This is a genomic window from Nakamurella endophytica (genome assembly GCF_014646215.1).
Lineage (GTDB): Bacteria > Actinomycetota > Actinomycetes > Mycobacteriales > Nakamurellaceae > Nakamurella > Nakamurella endophytica.
In genome coordinates this window covers 600,590-615,327 of record NZ_BMNA01000003.1, presented here as the reverse complement: position 1 = coordinate 615,327, position 14,738 = coordinate 600,590, and the positions used below count along the sequence as shown (strand labels likewise).

Here is a 14,738-nt window from a genome sequence, read left to right as displayed (position 1 = left end):
GACTGCCGTGCCGTTGCGGTCGGACTGGTCGGCCGAGCTCTGCCCGATCGCCCGGACCCTCGACGTGGTCGGCGATCCGTGGGCCCTGCTCGTCCTCCGGCAGGCGCTGTCCGGCGCCCGCCGGTTCGAGGAGTTCCGGTCGGCGCTCGGCATCGCCGACAACGTCCTGAGCCGTCGTCTCCGCACCCTGGTCGAGCAGGGGTTGCTCGAGCGATCGCCGTACACGGACTCCGGGCGCACCCGGGACGAGTACCTGCTGACCCCGGCCGGGTCCGACCTGCTGCCGGTGGTGCACGCGCTCCTGCTGTGGGGCGAGAAGCACCGGCCGCACGACGACCCGGCGGTGCGCATGGCGATCGTGCACCGGGGCTGCGGGCAGGTCAGCCGGTACGCCGAGGTGTGCAGCGAGTGCGGCGAGGAACTGCGCCCGGACGACGTCACCTGGCGCAAGAGCTGGCGCGAGCCCCAGGACCTGCCACTGGTCGGCGCCCGCCCTCAGTAGGCCGGCGCCTCCCCCGGCGGGGCGGCCAGCGCCTGCTCGAGCCGGTCGACGAACACGACCTGCCCGCGCACCAGCAGCCGCCTGGCCTCGGCGAGGTCGACCCAGCGCGCCCGGTCGATCTCCGGGAACGCCACCATCCGCCCGGAGCCGCGGGGCAGCTCGAGCTGGAACGTGTTGCTGACGACCGCATCGGCGTCCAGGTCGCCGCGACGGGCGAAGACCCGCACGGTCTTGGCGGACTGCCGCGCGGTCCCCAGGTCCAGGTCCGGCCCGTCCGGCGCCGGCAGCGATCCGGTCTCCTCGCGGAACTCCCGCAGCGCCGCGTCGTGCGGATCCTCCTCCGGCCCGTGCTCGCCCTTCGGCACGGACCACGCACCGTCGTCCTTGCGCGCCCAGAACGGCCCACCCATGTGACCCAGCAGGACCTCCGGCCCCCGGCCGGCCAGCCGGTACAGCAGGAGGCCGGCGCTGGTCCGGCTCATCGCCGGCCCGCCGCCAGCACGGCCTCGAGCGTCCGCGGTGCGTGCCCGGTCACCTGCCGGACGTCGTCCGACACCGCCTCCAGGTCGCCCGCCGCGATGGCCGTGTACGTGCTCACCCACGCCTCGACCTGCCACGGTTCCGCCGTCCCCGCCCGCGACGCGAAGGCCTCCTCCAGCGTCTCGGGTCGGTACCGCACCGTCGCGCCCTGCGCGGCGCTGATCCGCTCGGCCGCCTCGGCGAGCGTGAACGCCTCCGGGCCGGTCAGGTCGAGCCGCCGGTGGGCGAACGTCCGCGGATCGCGCAGCACGACGGCGGCCACGTCCGCCACGTCGCGGCGGGCGACGGCGGACAGCCGGCCGTCACCGGCCGGCCCGCGGATCACGCCATCGGGCCCGGCCAGCAGCGGCAGGAAGTCCGAGTACAGGTTGTCCCGCAGGAAAGTCCACGCCATGCCGGACTCGCGGATCGCCTCCTCGGTGGCCCAGTGGTCCCGACCGAGCGTGAAGGTCGAGTCCGGCGCCGCGGCCAGGAACGACGTGTACACCACCTGCCGGACCCCGGCGGCGGCCGCGGCGTCGACGAACGTCCGGTGCTGCCCGCGCCGGTCCGGGTGCTCGGCCGCGGACACCATCAGCACCGTGTCCACGCCCGCCAGCGCGGAACGGACCGCGGCGCCGTCGTCGTACGGGGCGCGGGCCACCGCAGCCCCCGGCAGCCGGGGAACCCGCGCCGGGTCCCGGGCCAGCAGCCGGAGCGCGGCACCGGACGACGCCAGCACCCGGGCCACCATCCCGCCCACCGCCCCGGTCACCCCGGTGACGGCGAGCAGCGGGCGCGGGTCCGAGACGGTCGACATGACGGCGGCAACGCCGCACCCGCCGTCCGGATTCCGCGCACCGCCCAGCACCGCGCGACCGCGCGACCGCACCGCCCGACCGCCCCGCCCGACCGCCCCGCTCGGCCCGGCCGGCCGGGTCAACCGGCCAGCGCCACCGGCGACGGGGCGAGCAACGCCTCCATCTGGGCGGCCGGCATGGCCCGGGCGTACAGGAAGCCCTGCGCCAGGTGACAGCCGTGGGCCCGCAGCAGCTCGGCCTGCTCGGGCCGCTCGACCCCCTCCGCGGTCATCCGCAACCGCAGGTCGTTGCCCAGCGCCAGCAGCGCCCGCAGGAACCGCAACGCCTCCGGGTCCCGGTCGATGTTCGCGACGAACGCCAGGTCGATCTTCACCGAGTGCAGCGCGATCTGCCGCAGGCTCAGCAGCGACGAGTAGCCGGTGCCGAAATCGTCCAAGGCCAGCTCGGCACCGAGGTCGCGGAGCGCCGCGATCACCGGCAGCACCGCCCGGACGTCGTCGATCAGCGCGTCCTCGGTGATCTCCAGGACCAGCCGGTGCCCGCTCACCCCGTACCGGTGCAGCGCGTCCCGCACCCGGCCCGGGAAGCCCGGGTCCTTGAGCATGAGCGGCGGGACGTTCACGCTGGCCTGCAGCTGGTGGTCGCCCAGCCGGCGCGACCAGTCGGCCAGCTGCGCGCACGCCCGGTCGAGCATGTGGTCGGTCAGCCGGTCCAGCACGCCGGACCGGGCGGCGAGCCCGACGAACACCTCGGGCGAGATCCACCGGCCCTCGTGCCGCCACCGGGCGAGCGCCTCGACCGCCCGGACCCGGCCGTCGCGGATGTCGACGATCGGCTGGAACCAGGCCTCGATCCGGCCCTCGGCCAGTGCCCGCAGCAACGCCGGGCGCAGCTCGAGGTCGGCCGACTCCGGCAGCACCATGTCCGGGCGGTACACCGCGATGCGGCCCTTCCCGGCCCGCTTGGCGGTGTACATGGCCAGGTCGGCGCGGACGAACAGCTGGTCCGGCGACGGCGGCTCGTCGGCGGCCGCCAGGTCGGCGAACCCGATGCTGGCCCGCACCGACAGCACCCGGTCGGCCACCACGAACGGGGTGCGCAGCGAGTCCAGGAGGCGGGCGGCGACCGTGGCCGCGTCGTCGGTGTCCTGCACCAGGACCGCGAACTCGTCGCCACCGAAGCGGGCCAGCGTGTCGCCCGGCCGGAGCGCCCCCCGGAACCGTTCGGCCACCCGGACCAGCAGGGCGTCGCCGGTGGCGTGCCCGAGGGTGTCGTTCACGACCTTGAAGTCGTCGAGGTCCACGACCAGCACGGCCAGCGGGCGCAGGGTCGCGGCGTGGAGGGTCAGCGCGTGCGCCACCCGGTCGGCGAAGAGCGCCCGGTTCGCCAGACCGGTCAGCCCGTCGTGGAACGCCTGCTGCTGCAGCTGCGCCTCCCGGGCGGCGACCGTCTCCAGCAGCGCGACGTTGTCCCGCAGGGTGAGGTACTGCCGCAGCAGCACCGCCGCGACGGCCACCACGAGCACGACGTCGGCGACCGGCTCGGCGCGGTGGCCGAGGACCTGGCCCAGCACCGCGACCGCGCAGGCCAGGACCAACGGCAGGTAGGGCAGCATCGGGGCCGACGCGGTGAGCCGGCGCGGCGCCTGGAGGGCGGCCGGCGCCGCGGTGCCCGAGGCGGCCGCCGCCGACAGCCCGACCAGCACGAACCCGCACATCCAGAACAGGTCGGTCGCCGACCCGGTGGCATAGCGACCGATCGCGGTCAGGTACGCGAACGCACTGTCGGCGACCGCCATCGCGGCCAGCCCGGCCACCAGGATGGTCAGCACGCGCCAGTGCGCCGCGTACCGGGTGAGGGTCAGCAGAGCCATGGACAGCACGACGACGTCCCCGACCGGGTACGCCATCGACACCGCGAAGCCCAGGCCGCCGTCCTGCGCCGTGCCGGCGACCGTGGACAGCGTGGTGACCCAGGACAGCGACAGCAGCGAGCACACCACCACGACGCCGTCGATGAGCCCGCGCCAGCGGCTGCGCCGGTCGATCGGCGCCGGCAGCAACCAGAGCCCGGCCGCGGCCCCGACCGGCAGCAGGAGGTAGCCCGCGTCCGCGATGGACGGGAATGGCATTGCCCGGTGGAACCCCAGCTCGTAGACCGACCACACCGCCTGCCCGGCGGCCCAGCCGGCGAGGCCGATCCCGAGCCCGGTCCACGCGGCGCGACCCCGCCCGGTCGCCCGGCGCGCGGCCAGCCCGGCCGAGGCGGCGGCCAGCGCGGCCACCACGAACTGGGCGAGGTCGGCGACCCAGCGGACCATCCCTGCGCCGCCGGAGCCGCTCAGCACGACGGTCGCCGCCAGCAGGGCCACCACCGCCGACACGACCACGAGCAGGGTCGACAACCGGCGACCGCGCAGGGTTGGCGGTGCACCCCGGGTGCGCAGGGTCCGCCGGACGCCCGCTGCTCGCGTCTCCGCCACCGTCTCACCTCCGCAGGACCGTCCGGGCAGCGGTCGGCGACCGCACCGGCCCGGGTGGCCGCCCGGGCCGGCGTCCTGCCGGACTGCGCTGCGCCACCGACCATGACGGCTGGGCCGGCGGCGGACAGCCGCTTCTGCGGCACGAACACCTTCGAGGCGCCAGGTGCACACCCAGGGGCCGCCACGGGCGCCGGACATGACTGTCCGTGACGGTCGCGGTCCCCCGGGTTCAGCGACGCCCGACCGCCGGCACCTCGCCGAGCAGCCCGCGTTCCCGCGCCACCGCGGCGGCTTCCGTCCGGCTGCCCGCACCGAGCTTGACCATGATGTTCGAGACGTGCACGCTCGCCGTCTTCTCGGAGATGGCCAGCTCGCGGCCGATCTGCCGGTTGGACCGACCCGCCGCCACCAGCTCCAGCACCTGCGCCTCCCGCGGCGTGAGCACGTCCGGCGGAGGCTGGAGGGCGGCGCCGGCGGACCGAGCCCCAGCGGCGCCGGGAAAGCGAGCCCCACCGGCGCCCGGAGAGCCCAGGGTGCCGACGGTGCCGACAGTGCCGCCAGAGCCGACAGAGCCGACAGAGCCGACAGAGCCGACAGAGCCGACAGGGCCGTACGGCGGATCGGCCGCGCCGCCGGCGGTCTGCGCCCGACCGCCGGGGCCGCCGTCGCCGACCACACCCGGCGCCACGTCGCCGGGTATCCGCAGCCGCGCCCGGCGCGCCAGCCGGTGCAGCTCGTCGAGCAGCGGGCGGGCGCCGAGCGTCGAGGCCAGCGCGGCCGCCCGTTCCAGTGCCGCCAGGGTGTCGGCGCCCCGGTCCCCGGCCGCGATCCGGGCGGCCGCCTCGCGGTACCGGGCGTCGGCCTCCTCGGGGACCCGCGCGGCGCGGACGGCCGCGTCCGCCACCGCTGCCCAGGCCGGTCCGTCCTCGGCGCCGGCGGCCCGGGCGGCGTCGGTCCGGATACGCAGCCGCCAGAACTCGCCGTAGGGACCCTGCAACGCCTGCGCCGCCGAGCGCACCGCACGCTCGACGTACCCGGCGGCGCCCGCGGCGTGCGCGTCGGCGTCCTCGGTGCGGCCGGCCCACCGGGCCGACGTCGCGAGGTCCGCCGAGGCGGTCACCGCGCGGCCCAGCAACAGCAGCGCCTCGGTGCTGTACTCGTCGCCGTCCAACCGGCGCAGCCCCTGCTCGGCCATGGCCAGTGCGGCGGCCGGCTGGTGGCGCACCAGGTGCAGGTCCGCCGCCCGCAGATCGAGTTGCAGCTGCAGGAAGAAGTCCGGCGTGCCGCGCAGCCGGGCCAGGAAGTCGTCCGCCTCCGGCCGCCCCTGCCCGACGAGCACCCCCAGCGCGACGGTGGCCAGCACCCGCGCCGTCGGGCTGGGCGCGTACACCGCCGACAGGCTCTCGGCCAGCACGTCGTCCCACCGGCCGGTCGACTCGAGCAGCCAGGACCGCATGAGCAACAGGTCCAGGCCGTAGCCGCTGAAGGTCAGGCCGGCCTCGGCGGCCATCGCGATGCCGCGGTCGGCGACCGCGAGCGCCGCGGCCGCGTCGCCGTCCTCGAGCAGCTGGGTGCTGCGGAACCGCAGGGCCCGCAGCCGCAGGTGCACCGCACCGGTGCCCTGCCCGGCCCGGTCCGCCGCCTCGGCCAGCAGCGCGGCGCTGTCTCCCTCGACGATGCCGCGGCGGGCCAGCAGCGCCCGGCTGACCAGCACGTCGGTGGCGACCGGCGCCGCGTCCGCCGCCAGCGCCACCGCCATCGCCCGGTCCAGCGCCACCAGGCTCCCGGGCGGGTCCGACCACATCAGGGTGCGGGCCCAGGTGGCCAGCGTGCGTGCCAGCTGCGCGTCGGCCGGGCCGGCGTCGTGCAGCAGCTCGACCGCCGCCCGCGCCACCTCCTCGGCCCGGCGGTCGGCGGCCGGCAGCGGGGCGTCGTCATACGGCTCGTAGTCCAAGAGGTAACGCGCCAGCCGTTCCCGGGCGGCGGCCGCGGCCCGGACGTCGCCGCGGCGGTCCGCCTCGGCCACGGCGGCCCGGCCGTGCCGGACCGCGCGGCCGGTGTCGCCGCTGCCGGTCGCGGCGTCGGCCGCGCGGGTCAGCAGGTCGAGCAGGTCCGCCCCGGATCCCAGCCGCTGCAGCACCTGGACGGCCTGTTCCAGGTGACGCAGCGCTTCCGCGGACGCGGCCAGCCGTTCGGCCGCGGTGGCCGCGTCCACCAGCGCGCTGAGCGCGCCGGGCAGGTCCAGCGCGGCCATCCGATGGTGGGCGAGCTCGGCCGGGGACACCGCGTCCGGCACGGGACCGGACGCCCGGGCGGCCAGCACGTCGGCGAAGACGCCGTGCAGCCGGATCCGCTCGCCGGGCAGGAGGTCGTGGTAGACCGCCTCGCGCAGCAGGGCGTGCCGAAACGTGTACGACATCCCGTCGGTGACCAGCAGCCCGGCCTCCACCGCCTGCCGCAGGCCGTCCTCCAGCCGGTCGTCGGTGAGGTCCATGGCCCGCGCGGCCGATCGCAGCAGGTCCGCAGTCGCCGGACGGCCGGCCACCGCCGCGATCCGCAGCACCAGGTGACCGGCGGCCGGCAGCGCCTCGGCCCGGGCCAGCAGCAGGTCCGCCAGGTCCGCCGGCAGGGCGAGCCGGCCGGGCCGGGTCGGCTCCTCGTCGCAGGCGCGGGCGAGCTCCTCGGCGAAGAAGGCGTTGCCCTCGCTGCGGGCCCACACCTGGTCGATGACGGCCGGGTCGACCGGCACGCCGAGCAGCTGGTCCACCAGCCGGCCGATCTCCTCGCGGTCCAGCGGTCCCAGCACCACCCGGCTGACCTGCGGCAACCGCCCTAGTTCGGCGAGCAGCGGCCGCAGCGGGTGGCGCCGGTGCAGATCGTCCGTGCGGTAGGTGCCGACGACGGCGATCCGGCCCCGGCGCAGCGTGCGCGCCAAGAAGGACAGCAGGTCCCGGGTGCCGACGTCCGACCAGTGCAGGTCCTCGAGCACCAGCAGCACCGGGACGGTCTCGCCGAGCGCGGTCAGCAGGCGGTGCACGGCCTCGAAGAGCTGGCCCTGCGCCAGCCCGTCCGGCAGCCGGTCGTCGCCCGGCGGCTCGTCGACCAGGTGCGGCAGCAGCCGGGCGAGCACCGGCCGCCGGGCGGCCTCGACGACGAGCAGGTCGCGTCCCCGTGGGTCCTGCTCCATGGCCCGGAGGGCATCGACCACCGGCAGGTACGGCACGCCGAGGTCGCCGACCTGGACGCACGAGCCGAGCAGCACCAACCCCTGCTCGGCGGCCGTCGCGGTGAGGTCCTCGACCAGCCGGGTCTTGCCCGATCCGGCGTCGCCGCCGACCAGCGTGACGCCGGGCTCGCCGGCCAGCGCCTGCTCCCAGGCCTGGCGCAGCGCCGCGCGTTCCGCGGTGCGCCCGACCAGCGGCCGGCGGGGGCTGCGAGCCATGGGCTCATCGTGGCGCACGGCACCGACAGCCGGGGGCCGGACGGCGGAGCCGCGCCCCGCCGTCACGGGGCTCACGCGGTGCGGAGGGCGCCGCCGGGCAGCGGGCGGGCGTCGGGCACCCGGGTCGCCGCCCACAGCCGGCGCACGCCACCGGCCGTCCGGACGTCCCGGCGGTGCGCGGCCGACCGGCGGCCGGCGCGGGCGACCTCGCGGCGGAGGTCGTCCTGGTGCTGCTTGATGATCAGGTCCGTGGCGTACCAGTTGTTCGTCATGCCCAGCACGGTGGTCCTAAGGCGCCCCCCGGCACATCCGGACTCCTCCCTAGGCGCCACCTCAGACGCGGGGTCGGCGGACCTCAGACGCCGGGCACCTCGTCCGGCCACCCGGCGAGGCGGCGCCGGGTGCGGAACCGGCGCGGCAGCCCGCTGACCGGGTCGACGAACGCCACCTCCTCGGCCAGCAGCTGCAGGGGTGCGGACCAGTCCTGCCGGTCGACGTCGCGCAGCACCGGGTAGAACGGGTCGTCCTCGATCGGGATCCCGAGCCGCGACAGGTGCACCCGCAGCTGGTGGGTGCGGCCGGTCTCCGGCCGCAACCGGTACAGCGCCCGGTCACCGCGCACGGCCAGCCGCTCGATCCGGGTGACGGCGTTGACCTCGCCGGGCACCTCCCGGGCCACCGGCGTCCCGCGCTCCTTGACGATCCGGCTCCGCACGACGGCCGGCAGGTCCAGGTCCGGGCGGTGGGGCGCGACCGCCAGATAGCTCTTGGTGACCTCGCGGCGGGCGAACATGGTCTGGTACAGACCGCGTTGCGCCGGCGCCAGGGACAGCACCAGCACGCCGGCGGTGAGCCGGTCCAGGCGGTGCAGCGGGCTCAGCTCCGGCAGCCCGTAGCGGCGACGCAGCCGGACCACCACCGATTCGGTGACGTGCAGGCCGCGCGGGGTGGTGGACAGGAAGTGCGGCTTGTCCACGACCAGCAGCCCGTCGTCGCGGTGCAGCACGTCCACGTCGAACGGCACCGGCGGCTCCGGGGCGGGGTCGCGGTAGAGGTAGACGAACTCGTCCGGCTGGAACGGCAGCGTCTCGGTGACCGGGCGGCCGTCGGCCAGCAGCACCTCACCGGCGGCGATCTTGCCGTCCAGCCGCTCGCGGTCGACGGCGAACCGCTCCCGCAGGTGCTCGGCCACCGTGGTCCACGGACCGTCGAGGGGCAGCCGCACCCTGCTGGGGTTCAACCCGTCCCGCACCGGCAGCGGAGGCGGCCGGCGACCCGTCCGCTCCTGCCGCCGTGCCACCCGGCCAGGGTAGGTGCGCGCGTCCGGCCGTCGGGGCGCGGTCCCGACGGTCAGCCGGCGTCCGGCGGCGCCGCGGACCGCGGCCTCCGCGGACCGGCGCCCTGCGGATGGAACAGCTCGCCGCGCTCCAGCATGGCGACGAATTCGGCGATCCGGCGACTGCGCGTCGCCGCGGTCCGGATGGTCGACAGCCGGTACAGGAAGGCCCACCGGTTCTGCGACGTCAGCCCGTCGTAGCGGTCCTGTGCCGCCGGCGACGCGGCGAGCGCCGCGGCGAAGTCGTCGGGCGTGGTCGCCGTCGCCGGGCCGGGGTAGGCGGCGTCCCACCGCCCGTCCGCCTTGGCCGCCTCGACCGCCGCCCGGCCCGCCGGGAGCATCCGGCCCTCCCGCTCCAGCCGCGCGACGTGCTGGACGTTGCGCGCGGACCAGCGACTGTGGGAGGTGCGCGGCGTGAACCGCTGGAGGTAGCTGCCCTCGTCGCGGGAGCCTGCCTGGCCGTCGATCCACCCGACGCACAGCGCCTCGTCCAGGGCCTGGGCGTAGGTCAGGGTGGTGACCGCACCGCCGTTCTTGTGCAGTACCAGCCGCACCCCCGGGGCGGCGTCGTGGTGCCGCACCAGCCAGTCCCGCCAGGCGGCGGCATCGGGCACCAGCAGCTCGGGCAGCAGGACGGCCACCGGCTGACGGTACCGCCCGCTACGGTGGCCGCACCTGGGCAGACGGCATCGCCGGCGGGGGAGGGTCGACATGGCGGACGGGGCGCTGCGGCGGTGGTTCGGCCGGCACGACCCGACCTGGTACGCCACCCACCGGGCGGTCCGCGCCGGGATCGTCGTCACCGCGGCGTTCGCCCTGGCCGAGCTGACCGCGAACGACGGGCTGACCACCTTCGCCTCGCTGGGCGCCTCGGCGCTGCTGCTCTTCGTCGACTTCCCCGGCGACAACCTCACCCGCGCCGCGGGCTACCTCGGGCTGACCGTGGTGGGTGTGGTCTTCGTCGCGCTGGGGACGCTGGCGTCGGCGAACCCGGTCACCGCGGTGGCCGGGATGGCGCTCGTCGGCGGGGCGGTCGTCTTCGCCGGTGCGATGAGCGCCGCGATCGCCGCGGCCGGCCGCGCGGCGCTGCTGACCTTCGTGCTGCCGGTGACGCTGACCGGGACGGCCGCGGACATCGGGCCGCGCGTGCTCGGCTGGCTGCTCGCGGTGGCCCTGGCGGTGCCGGCGGCGCTGTTCCTCTGGCCGCCCCGCAACCACGACCGGCTGCGCGAGGACACCGCGGCGGCGCTCGCCGACCTGGCCGACCTGCTCGGCAGCTCCGGTCCGGTCCCGGCGGACCGGCGGGACCGCAGTGCGGCCACCATGAACCGGCTGCGGGCGACGCTGCGGTCCACCGAGTCGCGGCCGGTCGGGCTCAGCACCGGCAGCCGGCTGCTGCTGCAGTCGGTGGAGGACGTCGAGTGGCTCCGCGGGTCCATCGCCGGCGCCCACCGCGCCGACGGTGCGACCGGCACCACCGGTGCGACTTCCGCCGGCGGCGGCGACGCCACGACGGCGCGGCGGCTGGGCACCGACATCGCCCGCAGCACCACCGCGCTGCTGCGGGCCGCGGCCGACGTGCTCGACCTGCAGGCGGCGGACCGCGCGGAGCGCCGCCGCCGGCTCGACGACGCGCTGGCCGCGCACGCCGGGCTGCGCGACGACATCAAGGCGGCGACGACCGCCGTGCTGGCCGGGCCGCCCGGGTCCGGCCGAGCCCAGCTGGACATCGACCGCCACTGGCACACCGTCGCGTTCGCCGGCTACCTGGTCGCGCTGACCGTGGCCGAGGTGGCGGACGCCGATGCCCGGCCGCTGTGGCGACGGTTGCTCGGCCGCCGCCCGGCCCCGAGGCCGGGTCTGGCCGCGGCCGGCGCCTGGACCGCGGCCCGGCAGCTGGCCGCCCGGCACCTGGACCGCGAGTCGGTGACCCTGCGCAACGCGCTGCGCAGCGGGCTGGCCCTGGCACTGGCCGTCGCGGTGGCCCGGGTGACCGGTGTCGAGCACGCGTTCTGGGTCGTGCTCGGCACCCTGTCGGTGCTCCGCAGCGCCGCGCTGAACACCGGTCAGACCGCCGTGCGGGCCCTGCTCGGCACCGTGGTCGGCTTCGCCGTCGGCGCCGGCCTCATCGTGCTGCTCGGCGTGCACGCGCCGGTGCTCTGGGCGTTGTTCCCGGTGGCGGCCATGCTGGCCGGGTTCGCGCCGGCGGCCATCTCGTTCGCCGCCGGGCAGGCCGCGTTCACGGTGCTGGTGCTGATCCTGTTCAACATCATCGTGCCGACCGGCTGGACGGTGGGCGTCGTGCGCGTCGAGGACGTGGCGCTGGGCTGCGCCGTGGGTCTGGTCGCCGGTCTGGTCGCCTGGCCGCGCGGCGCCGCCGGGGCGCTGCGCCGCACCGTGGCCCGCGCCTACCGGGACGGTGCCGCGGAGCTCGACGCGGCCCTGGCCCCGCTGGAGCCGGCCGGCTCCCCCGCCGCGGGGTCCGTGCCGGCCGGGTCGGTGGACGCCAGGGTGCAGGCGTCGCTGTCCCGGCTGGACGACGCCTTCCGCACCTACCTGGCCGAGCGGGGCAGCAAGCCGGTGGACCTGGCGAGCCTGACCGCGGTCGTCAACGGGGCCCTGCGGCTGCACCTGGTGGCCGTGCCGATCGCCCGGCTCACCGGTGCGGAGACCGAGCCGGGTGACCCGGTCGCCGCGATCCGGTCCGGCGGTGCCGGACCCGCGGTGCGGTCGGCGGTGCGCCTGGTGGCCACCCGCGGCGAGGTGTTGGCCCGCCGGTACCGGCGGATCGCCGACGTGGTCGCGGGCGAGTCCGACGTCGCGGTCCGCCGCTGGCTCGGCGAGGTCGACGGCCCGGGGGCCTCGGAGGCCGCCGCGGCCGCCGCGGGTGGGCGGCCGGCGCCGGGCGACGTCCGGCACGTCGACGCCCTGGTGCTGGACGGCTGGTCCGCGCACGCCGACGGGCCGCTGACCGCCGCCGACGCCGAGGCACTGGCCCGCACGCTCTGGGCGGCGCTCTACCTGGACGACCTGGAGGTGCTGGCCGGTGGCCTGCGCGGCCCGCTGGCCCGGGTGGTGCGGGAGCGCGGCACCGTCGCCGACCCGCTGCAGGGCCGGCCCTCGACCGCCCCGGCGGCGGCCGGGACCGCGCCGGCCGGCCGCACCTGACGGCGTCGGTCACGGGCTCTCAGGCGGCGCGGACCTGGTCCCGCCCGGCGCCCTTCGCGGCGTACAGCGCCCGGTCGGCCCGGCCGATCAGCTCGTCGGCCGACTCCGTCCCGTCCCAGGTGGCGTAGCCGATGCTGCAGGTCTGGCCGTGCGGCACGGTCGCCCGGATCCGTTCCAGCACGGCCTCGCCGTGCTGCGCCGGGCAGTTGGGCAGGGCGACGGCGAACTCCTCGCCGCCCCACCGCGCGACCAGGTCGTCGCCGCGCACGGCGGCCCGCGCCGCGGCCGCGAACGCCGCCAGGTGCCGGTCGCCGGCCGCGTGGCCCCGGGTGTCGTTGAAGCGCTTGAAGTGGTCGAGGTCCAGCAGCGCCACGGTGAGCGGGGCACCGGACCGGCGGGCCTGGCCGAACAGGGTCCCCAGTTCCTGGTCCCAGCGGCGGCGGTTGGCCAGCGCGGTGAGCGGGTCGGTGGACGCCAGGGTCTCCAGCTCCGCCAGCAACGCCGCCTGCCGGAGGGCCACCGCGGCCTGGTCCGCCAGCAGCCGCACGACGGCGGCGCGCCGGTCGTCCAGGTCGGCGACCGGCCGGGTCCAGCCGGCCACCAGCACGCTGGCCGGGCCGTGGGTCGCGGTGCGGATCGGCAGCACGTACATCGAGCCGCCGCCGATCCGCCGGTGCAGCTCCGCCGGGACGCCGGTGGCGCCGGCCAGGTCCGGCAGGAACTGCTCCACTGCCGTGCAGGCGACCAGGTGGGCGACGGAATCGTCGGTCGGCGAGACCGTCTGGTGCCGCAGGTCCCCGGCCGTGGTCGTGGTGACCCGCAGGTCCCCGCCGGCCGGTTCGAGGAGCGAGACGACGTCCGCGTGGGCGAGCTGGCCGACGGCGTCGACGATGGACTGGCGGGCGTCGGCCCCCGACTGGATCTGCCGGGTGACGCGGGCGACCGCGTCCAGGTCCGCCTCGGTCTGCTGCCGGGCACGCTCGGCCTCGACCCGCTCGGTGACGTCCTGGCAGTGCGCCAGGGTGTGACTGGTCCCGTCGGGGCCGGGCAGGTGGTTGACGGTCGTCTCGACCCAGCGCACCTCGCCGCCGGGCCGCACCACCCGGCGGTGGGTACGGACGACGCCGTCCGCGGAGGCCCGGATCCGCTCCGGGAGGCGGCGCGCGTGCGGCCGGTCCTCGGGGTGCAGGACGTCCACCGCGGAGCGGCCGACGAGCTCGTCCTCGCCCCTGGCGACGAGGGCACAGAACGCCGGATTCACCGCCAGCCAGCGCCCGTCCTCGTCGATCAGGGCGACTCCGACAGGGGACCGTTCGAACAGCTGCAGCCAGCGCTGCTCGGCCTCGGCGTGCCGGCGTCGTTCGTTCTCCAGCTCGGTGACGTCCGTCGACACCCCGGCCACCGCCCAGACCCGGCCGTGCTCGTCGACCAGCGGAAACTTGTGCGACTGGTAGCGGCGGGGCCCTGCCGGGGTCTGCACCTCCTCGCGGAACGTCTGGGCCTGGCCGCCGGCGGCCACCTCGATGTCGTGTCGGTGGTAGGCGTCCGCGGTGGCCGGGAACAGCTCGGTCTCGCTGCGGCCGGCCACCGGACGGCCGGCGGCCGGCCCGCCGGCGCGGACCAGCCGCTCGAGTGCCCGGTTGGCGAACAGGAAGCGGCCGGACAGGTCCTTGGCGTAGATCATCGAGTCGCTGTTGTCCAGGACGCCGTCCAGCAGCCGCCGGTGGGCATCGCGGGAGGCCTCGGCGGCGCGGCGGGCGGCTACCTCGGCGGCCAGGTCGAGCGCCAGCCGGCGGCGGCGCAGCTGTGCCGAGACCTGGCGGGCTATCCGCTCCAGCTGGCGCAGCTGAGCCGACGTCAGCGTCCGGGGGACGAAGTCCGCGACGCACAGGCTGCCCAGCACGGTGCAACCGTCCGGCTGCAACGGGACGCCGGCGTAGAAGCGGTAGTGCGGGTCCCCGGCAACGATCGGCAGGTCGGCGAACCGCGGATCCGCCGCCAGGTCCGCCACCACCAGCGTGTCGGCCTGCTCGACCACGTGCCGGCAGACCGACACCTCGCGGGCGAGGGTCCGGTCGCCCGGTCCGCACATCGAGAACGCCCAGACGCGGTCGGCGTCGACGAGGTTGACCCGCGCGGCGGCCGCACCGGTGATCTCCGCCGCCAGCTCGCAGAGCTCGTCGAACTCGGTCTCGGCCGGGGTGTCGAGTACGCCGAAGCTGCGCAACACCTCGAGCCGCAGACGCTCCACGTCGTCCGACGGGGCGTCCGACCTGGCGTCCGAGACGCACCCGGCGCTCCCGCTCGACCCTGCGGTGTCCCCCGGATCCGCATTCACCGCGACCGCCGACGCCGTCATCGCCACACCTCCCCGCAGACGGTTGCTGACGCTCGGTGTCAGCAACCGTTCAGAGAGTAACCACTACCCGCGGTTCACGCAGCGTGAATCGACGAGACACCTGTGTCAC

Annotated in this window: 10 protein-coding genes; 2 read left to right on the top strand and 8 right to left on the bottom strand. The window is 76.7% G+C overall.

Going from position 1 to position 14,738, the window contains the following annotated elements:
• Positions 1-7 precede the first annotated feature (7 nt).
• Entirely contained in the window at positions 8-502 is a 495-nt protein-coding gene (locus IEY37_RS09905; protein ID WP_188941349.1) for a winged helix-turn-helix transcriptional regulator, read from the top strand.
• Here IEY37_RS09905 and IEY37_RS09900 read toward each other — a convergent pair.
• The 7 genes from IEY37_RS09900 to IEY37_RS09870 all read right to left on the bottom strand — a co-directional run bounded on the left by IEY37_RS09900 (position 496) and on the right by IEY37_RS09870 (position 9,743).
• Positions 496-984: an NUDIX hydrolase gene (locus IEY37_RS09900; protein ID WP_188941348.1), complete on the bottom strand. Its 489-nt coding sequence runs from the start codon at positions 982-984 to the stop codon at positions 496-498. The two genes, IEY37_RS09905 and IEY37_RS09900, sit on opposite strands and share 7 nt — an antisense overlap.
• The gene (locus tag IEY37_RS09895) at positions 981-1,841 is read right to left on the bottom strand and encodes an SDR family oxidoreductase (RefSeq protein WP_188941347.1); all 861 of its coding nucleotides are present in this window, start codon (positions 1,839-1,841) and stop codon (positions 981-983) included. Before IEY37_RS09895 ends, IEY37_RS09900 begins: the two co-directional genes overlap by 4 nt.
• A gap of 119 nt (positions 1,842-1,960) precedes the next feature.
• On the bottom strand, positions 1,961-4,324 hold the full coding sequence (locus IEY37_RS09890; RefSeq protein WP_188941346.1) for a putative bifunctional diguanylate cyclase/phosphodiesterase: 2,364 nt from the start codon (positions 4,322-4,324) through the stop codon (positions 1,961-1,963).
• Positions 4,325-4,553: 229 nt separating this feature from the next.
• The gene (locus IEY37_RS09885; RefSeq protein ID WP_188941345.1) at positions 4,554-7,766 is read right to left on the bottom strand and encodes a helix-turn-helix transcriptional regulator; all 3,213 of its coding nucleotides are present in this window, start codon (positions 7,764-7,766) and stop codon (positions 4,554-4,556) included.
• Between the two features lie 71 nt (positions 7,767-7,837).
• A complete protein-coding gene (locus tag IEY37_RS09880) occupies positions 7,838-8,038 on the bottom strand; it encodes a hypothetical protein (protein ID WP_188941344.1) in 201 nt (66 codons plus the stop codon).
• An 83-nt stretch (positions 8,039-8,121) separates the two neighbouring features.
• On the bottom strand, positions 8,122-9,066 hold the full coding sequence (locus IEY37_RS09875) for a pseudouridine synthase (RefSeq protein WP_188941343.1): 945 nt from the start codon (positions 9,064-9,066) through the stop codon (positions 8,122-8,124).
• 50 nt (positions 9,067-9,116) lie between these two features.
• Positions 9,117-9,743 (bottom strand): YdeI/OmpD-associated family protein, encoded by a 627-nt coding sequence (locus IEY37_RS09870; protein ID WP_188941342.1) that lies wholly within the window; start codon positions 9,741-9,743, stop codon positions 9,117-9,119.
• Between the two features lie 70 nt (positions 9,744-9,813).
• Here IEY37_RS09870 and IEY37_RS09865 point away from each other — a divergent pair, with 70 nt between their 5' ends.
• Entirely contained in the window at positions 9,814-12,270 is a 2,457-nt protein-coding gene (locus IEY37_RS09865) for an FUSC family protein (protein ID WP_188941341.1), read from the top strand.
• 19 nt (positions 12,271-12,289) lie between these two features.
• Here IEY37_RS09865 and IEY37_RS09860 read toward each other — a convergent pair whose 3' ends face one another.
• Complete coding sequence (locus IEY37_RS09860; protein WP_188941340.1) at positions 12,290-14,629, bottom strand: sensor domain-containing diguanylate cyclase; 2,340 nt, start codon at positions 14,627-14,629, stop codon at positions 12,290-12,292.
• Between the last annotated feature and the right edge of the window lie 109 nt (positions 14,630-14,738).

Bases quoted from the DNA above. Each gene is read 5' to 3' on its own strand.
- IEY37_RS09900 (WP_188941348.1), bottom strand. From the start codon at position 984: ATGAGCCGGACCAGCGCCGGCCTCCTGCTGTACCGGCTGGCCGGCCGG.
- IEY37_RS09895 (WP_188941347.1), bottom strand. From the start codon at position 1,841: ATGTCGACCGTCTCGGACCCGCGCCCGCTGCTCGCCGTCACCGGGGTG.
- IEY37_RS09885 (WP_188941345.1), bottom strand. From the start codon at position 7,766: ATGGCTCGCAGCCCCCGCCGGCCGCTGGTCGGGCGCACCGCGGAACGC.
- IEY37_RS09880 (WP_188941344.1), bottom strand. From the start codon at position 8,038: ATGACGAACAACTGGTACGCCACGGACCTGATCATCAAGCAGCACCAG.
- IEY37_RS09865 (WP_188941341.1), top strand. From the start codon at position 9,814: ATGGCGGACGGGGCGCTGCGGCGGTGGTTCGGCCGGCACGACCCGACC.
- IEY37_RS09860 (WP_188941340.1), bottom strand. From the start codon at position 14,629: ATGACGGCGTCGGCGGTCGCGGTGAATGCGGATCCGGGGGACACCGCA.